This is a genomic window from Paenibacillus sp. P4_A7 (assembly GCF_056402455.1).
On record NZ_JBFUHJ010000391.1, the window covers coordinates 1 to 5,434 of the forward strand.

Consider the following 5,434-nt stretch of genomic DNA (forward strand, 5'->3'; position numbering starts at 1 on the left):
GATGAGCTTCGTCAGACTATTGCTGTAATGGGCGGCGAAGATTGGCAAATGTGGATGGATGAGCTTCAACAAGCAGGCGTGCTCGCTGAAGGCGCAACAGCTGTCGCTTATTCCTATATCGGACCAGAGATAACGCATGCTGTATACCGTGAAGGTACAATCGGTGCAGCGAAAAACGATCTTGAAGCAACCGCACACCGTCTGAACGAACAGCTCGGAGCTCACGGAGGACGTGCATTCGTATCCGTAAATAAAGCGTTAGTTACACAATCAAGCTCAGCTATCCCTGTTGTCCCTCTCTATATCTCTGCGCTCTATAAGGTTATGAAGGAAAAAGGCATTCACGAGGGCTGCATCGAGCAGATGTATCGTTTGTTCTCCGAGCGTCTATATGGCGCTGGAAAAGCAGCTGTTGACGAGAAGGGTCTTATTCGCGTAGACGATTGGGAGATGAGACCAGAAATTCAAGCCGAGGTTGCTAAGGTTTGGGAAGAGCTATCAACAGAAAACGTTTATAGTTTATCTGATCTTGAGGGCTACCGCCGCGAGTTCTTCCAACTGTTTGGCTTTGAGACAGATGGTATCAACTACGAGGCTGATGTTAATCCTGAAGTAAATATTCCAAACCTACGTTAGTCTAAATAACAAAAAAAACGCTGGATGACCGAAGTAACGGCCTCTAGCGTTTTTTTGTTTACTAGTCACTATTCATAAACGTATCTAAATCCTTATCCGCCTTTGATTGATTGCAAGCATTACAAGCACAGACGCAATTATCAGGAGTCRTGTGTCCGCCCTTCGCACGCGGCAGCATATGATCTATCGTATCCCCAAACTCTCCGCAAAAATAACAAGTATGATTATCCCGATCCAATATATACTTTCGAAAATCCTTGTTGCTGAACAACCGGCGAATGGTATGACGGTTAACAAGGACCGCAGCATGCTCCTTCACAAGTGTAACCGCCAGCTCCAATTCGATTTCTTGATGCCACCTTCTGCCTTTATCCGTACGACCACGCATCCAAATCATGCCCTGACGTGTCGTCTTCAAATAGATGGAATCATCGGGCAATTGAGCAGCAGAAACTGAGAGCGATTGCTGCTGCTTTACTTTTGCAGAAGCCTGTCCACGTAAAGCCTTCGGTTCTAAAGCAACTGGTGGCATCGTATCACCCATAAACACTTTGATCGTGCTCTTTTCTATCGTCTTACGGCAATCCCGACATGCGCCGCGACGCGCGCCTGGACTCGATCTCCGGCCCGTTCGACGTAAAAATTCAGTAACGGTCTTACTTTCCTTACAGTAAGCGCATTGTTTATACAGAAGTTGATCGCTATCGCCCATCAGCTATTGCGGGACGTAATCTCTCAACGCTCCCGCTTCCGTCCCCTCAAGGTTTTCTTCTATTATACCATTATTTAACGTTAACTCGCTTGATAAAGAAGGCAACAATCAAACCAATTATAGCAACAACCATTGCAAATATAAAAGCGTTCTGAATACCAGCTGTCAAAGCAAGTGGCGCATTGGCCGGATCAACCGGATTTGCTACGCCTTTCATAAAGCTAGCCGCACCCGCAGTCATAATACTTACTGCAACCGCTGTACCAATGKCACCTGCTACTTGCTGCAATGTATTCATAATAGCTGTACCATCTGGATAAAGCTCACGCGGCAGCTGATTGAGACCATTCGTTTGTGCGGGCATCCATACCATTGATATACCAATCATTAGGCATGAGTGTAATACGATGATTAGAGCGATTGTCGATGCGGTTGTAATGCCAGAGAAAAACCAAAGCACTGCAGCCACAATTACAAGTCCTGGGATAACAAGCCATTTCGGGCCGTATTTATCGAATAATCCCCCCATGATCGGAGACATAATACCATTAATCAAGCCACCTGGAAGCATAATTAAGCCTGCTGTAAGAGCGGATAAGCCCAGTCCTTTAATCAAATACATCGGCAATACAAGCATCGATGATAAAATAACCATCATACAAATAAATACCATCAACGTTCCAACAACAAACATCGGATATTTAAAAGCACGCAGATTCATCATAGGCTGCTTCATTTTCAATTGACGAATGGCAAAAATCAATAGCGACAATACACCAACTATCATTGAGAGCACTACCTTACTGCTGCCCCATCCGCCTTCGCCTTCACCAGCACTACTGAATGCAAATACGATACCGCCAAAGCCTAGGGTAGAAACTAAAATAGAGAAAAGATCAATTTTCGGCTTTGTAATCGTCGATACATTTTGCATATAGACAGCACCGAATAATAAAGCGATAACTAAGATAGGCAGTGACAACCAAAAAATCCAATGCCAGCTAAGGTTTTCAATAAGAAGTCCTGCCATTGTCGGTCCAACAGCTGGTGCCACCATTATAACGAGTCCAATAATACCCATCGCCGCTCCGCGTTTCTCTGCCGGGAAAATAATGAGTATCGTATTAAACATTAACGGCAGTAAAAGCGCAGTACCTACTGCTTGAATAATACGGGCCGTAAGCAGCACTTCAAAACTTGGCGCCAACGCAGCTATTAACGTTCCGATAACGGAAAAAATGAGTGAGGTTATAAACAATTGCCTCGTTGTGAACCACTGCAATAATAATCCTGAGATCGGAACTAAAATACCTAGCGTCAATAAATATCCTGTAGTTAGCCATTGCACAGTTGGTGCTGTAATATTAAAAATTTCAATTAAATCACTTAATGCTACATTTAATGCCGTTTCACTAAACATTCCGATGAAACCACTTAATAGTAACGAAATCATAATCGGCATTACTTTATACTTTTGACCTTCTTTTCCTTGTGACCCGCTCATAGTTGCTTGCAAAATCTCCACTCTCCTGATGTCTATTATCTATTATCTATTCATGACTTCTCAGAGAGAAGGACACTTATTAATTAAATGAGGTATACATTTTGATGCAACCACTAGCGGCTGCTTGTCTTTATGCGTCTGAGCAAGTATTAACGCTCCTTCAAGCAAAGAGACAATTACAGAACCTAACTCCATTGCGTGACTAGCTTTCATGCCTTTTTGCTGTAAACTTTCCGCTATGACCGCTTGCCAAGCATCAAATACATCCTGACCTGCCTTTCTAAGTTTTTCACTTATGGAAGACATCTCAACTGCCATCCAAAAGCTAAATGGCATATACACTTGATAGTCAGAACTTACCACATTATCAGCCATATCCTGTGTAAAGGATTGTACCGCATCAGCCGGATCGTCAAACTGATTAAATTTAATGATCCATTTCTCAACGACAATCTCTTTAATGACAGCGATACACTCTAGTGCCAGTTCCTCTTTTCCTTTCGGAAAATAATAATACAGAGAGCCCTTTGGACAATCACTTTCTTTAATAATTTGATTTAATCCGGTAGCATGATAGCCTTGCGTGAAAAAAAGCTTCGCTGCCGTCTCCAGTATTGCTTGACGAGATTTTTGTTTATCTGACATTTATTCACCTCAATATTATAACGATTGGTCTATATAATAAAACCATTTTACAGCAGCGAAAGTCAATATTTAATTATTAACAAATCCTAAAAAACGACAAAAAGAGACAACCCAAATAAGATGGGCTGCCTCTGTGTTGTAGAAGAAGCTAATGCATTTATTTAGAAGCTAAGAGCCGCTTTTTCAGCTTGTTGAACACCAGTAGCGATAAGAGTTTCCGCTTGATCTGGAAGTTGATTGTGGCCTTCAACGATGATGGACTCAAACTCAGTTACTCCGAAGAAGCTCATAATGTTTTTGATATAATTGTATGACATTTCAGCTCCAACTGCTGGGCCTTCTGAATAAATACCGCCGCGAGCGTTAAGAAGAGCTACTTTTTTATCAGGGATTAGACCAACTAGCCCTTCAGGTGTATACTTGAACGTTTTTCCAGCTTGGTAAATATAATCGATATACGTATGCAATACAGCAGGAATTGTAAGGTTCCAAAGCGGGAAGCCAAATACAACTTTGTCTGCTGCTAGAAATTGATCGATATACTTGCCCGCTACTTCAACTGCCGCTTGCTCTTCAGCTGTAAGATCATAACCTTTAGCTGTTTTAAAGTTACCGTTGATCATGTTAGCATTCATATAAGGAAGTTCCTCTTGGAACAAATCAAGCTCAGTAACTGTATCCTCAGGGTGACTTGCTTTGTAGCTGTCAAGAAAAGCTTGGTATAGCTTTACGCTTACCGCTTGGTCTCCTCTGTCATTCGCTTTAACAAATAATACTGTACTCATTATTTTTTTCCTCCCGTGATGTATAATTTACTTTTTGTAAGTTTCTTTATTATATAAAGTTCTGGGAGCGAGAGCATCGGTACATAGACTGAAAAATCGACAAAATAATAGCTCCTTGGGCTGAGGTTAGTCCTACGACTATTGGCTTAGACAATCACATTCCATGCATTTTCATAGCCTGAACCGCATATAGCGCTGCCTGTGTACGATCAACCACATTTAATTTACTTAAAATGCTGCTCACATGCGTCTTCACTGTTTTCTCTGCTACTGTTAACGAAGTAGCAATCGCTTTGTTGCTCATCCCTTTCGTTATTAATTGGAGAACCTCCAGCTCCCTTGGCGTTAGATCAGCTAAAGATGATCCACCATCTGTATGCATTTCCTCCATTACTGACTCTGGCACCAAATGCGACAAGAGAGCTGCCGCAATGTCTGGATGCAGCTGAATATTGCCTTTATAGGCACTGCGAATGGATTCAGCCAGCTGATCCGGTTCGACATCTTTTAACATATACCCTATAGCACCTGTTTGTAAGGCTGGAATAATGTGACTACGCTAAGAGAAGCTTGTCAGGACGAGTATCTTGATCTCTGGATTTTGCTCAGCTATAATTCGGCTAGCCTCGATTCCATCCATATTGGGCATATTCAAATCCATTAATATAATATCAGGGAGCAGCTTACCTGCTAGATCAACAGCTTCCAGCCCATCATGAGCCTCACCAACCAGTTCAAAGTCAGGCTGCATATTCAGAAAGAAAGAGATACCCTTTAACACGATTTGGTGATCATCAACTAACAATATTTTTATCGTCACAACTATTCCTCTTCCTCTAGACACAATTCTGGGTCTTGCTCATAAGGTATTGTTGCTTTTACAATCGTCGGTTTTCCCTTACCACCTTTGATTAACAATTCTCCTCCAAGCGTTTCTGCCCGTTCCCGCATCGAAAGCATCCCCATCGTTAGCTTACCCCTGCGTTTTTCCACAGAAAACCCATTTCCCTTATCGGTAATTTCTAAGCAAGCAAAGTGATCAGCTTTCACTAATTGTATATGAACAGCTTTTGTATCTGCATGTTTTTTCACATTATTTAAGGCTTCTTGTCCAATTCGCAAGAAGGCTTCCTCTATAGCACGAGGCAGTTC

The 5,434-nt window shown here is 42.1% G+C and carries 5 protein-coding genes and 2 pseudogenes; 1 reads left to right on the forward strand and 6 read right to left on the reverse strand.

Annotated features, from left to right (window positions below; all coding sequences use genetic code 11):
• Window positions 1-636, forward strand: a pseudogene (locus AC1DWN_RS27060) (bifunctional NADH-specific enoyl-ACP reductase/trans-2-enoyl-CoA reductase); the annotation flags it as partial.
• Window positions 637-697: 61 nt separating this feature from the next.
• On the opposite strand, the gene AC1DWN_RS27065 reads toward AC1DWN_RS27060, so the two are convergent.
• The 6 genes and pseudogenes from AC1DWN_RS27065 to AC1DWN_RS27090 all read right to left on the reverse strand — a co-directional run.
• Window positions 698-1,348 (reverse strand): HNH endonuclease, encoded by a 651-nt coding sequence (locus AC1DWN_RS27065; RefSeq protein WP_477561990.1) that lies wholly within the window; start codon window positions 1,346-1,348, stop codon window positions 698-700.
• A gap of 70 nt (window positions 1,349-1,418) precedes the next feature.
• Window positions 1,419-2,852, reverse strand: coding sequence for a lincomycin efflux MFS transporter Lmr(B) (gene lmr(B), locus AC1DWN_RS27070; RefSeq protein ID WP_477561994.1), 1,434 nt, complete (start codon window positions 2,850-2,852; stop codon window positions 1,419-1,421).
• A gap of 60 nt (window positions 2,853-2,912) precedes the next feature.
• Window positions 2,913-3,497, reverse strand: a complete 585-nt coding sequence (locus tag AC1DWN_RS27075; protein WP_477561991.1) for a TetR/AcrR family transcriptional regulator — start codon at window positions 3,495-3,497, stop codon at window positions 2,913-2,915.
• Between the two features lie 161 nt (window positions 3,498-3,658).
• Window positions 3,659-4,282 (reverse strand): FMN-dependent NADH-azoreductase, encoded by a 624-nt coding sequence (locus AC1DWN_RS27080; protein ID WP_477561992.1) that lies wholly within the window; start codon window positions 4,280-4,282, stop codon window positions 3,659-3,661.
• Between the two features lie 154 nt (window positions 4,283-4,436).
• Window positions 4,437-5,102: pseudogene (locus AC1DWN_RS27085) on the reverse strand (response regulator).
• 2 nt (window positions 5,103-5,104) lie between these two features.
• The coding region (locus tag AC1DWN_RS27090; protein ID WP_477561993.1) for a sensor histidine kinase at window positions 5,105-5,434 on the reverse strand (330 nt) is incomplete at its 5' end.